Below are 653 nucleotides of genomic sequence, written 5' to 3'. Positions count from 1 at the left end.
ATTCGCGCCGCGGAGTTGATGGGTGTGCAGATCCCGCGGTTCTGCGATCATCCGCTGCTCGATCCGGTCGGGGCGTGCCGGCAGTGCCTGGTCGAGGTCGAAGGCCAGCGCAAACCGATGGCCAGCTGCACCACCACGGTGTCCGAGGGCATGGTGGTGCGCACCCAGTACACCTCCGAAGCCGCCGACAAGGCGCAGCACGGCGTGATGGAACTGCTGTTGATCAACCACCCGCTGGACTGCCCGGTGTGCGACAAGGGCGGGGAATGCCCGCTGCAGAACCAAGCGATGAGCAGCGGACGCACGGAAACCAGATTCGACAAGGCGAAGCGGACGTATCCGAAGCCAATTCACTTGTCGAGTCAGGTGCTGCTGGACCGGGAACGCTGCGTGCTCTGTGCCCGCTGCACGCGGTTTTCTGAGCAGATCGCCGGCGATCCGTTCATCTCGCTGCTGGAACGCGGCGCGCTGCAGCAGGTGGGCATCGCCCCCGGTGAGCCGTTCGATTCCTATTTCAGCGGTAACACGGTGCAGATCTGCCCGGTCGGGGCGTTGACCGGGGCCGCCTACCGGTTCCGGGCCCGCCCGTTCGATCTGGTGTCCAGCCCCAGCGTCTGCGAGCACTGCGCCTCCGGGTGCGCCCAGCGCACCGA

Annotated in this window: 1 protein-coding gene; it reads left to right on the top strand. The window is 66.5% G+C overall.

What is annotated here, in order from left to right; genetic code table 11:
• Positions 1–653, top strand: a 653-nt coding sequence (locus HPC46_RS34610; protein WP_179476467.1) for a 2Fe-2S iron-sulfur cluster-binding protein, incomplete at both ends; no start/stop codon positions are given.

It is taken from the genome of Mycolicibacterium vinylchloridicum, assembly GCF_013404075.1.
In the GTDB taxonomy this organism is placed as follows: Bacteria; Actinomycetota; Actinomycetes; order Mycobacteriales; family Mycobacteriaceae; genus Mycobacterium; species Mycobacterium vinylchloridicum.
The sequence above is the reverse complement of the archived record's forward strand: the minus strand, read 5'-3'. Positions and strand labels throughout refer to the sequence as shown.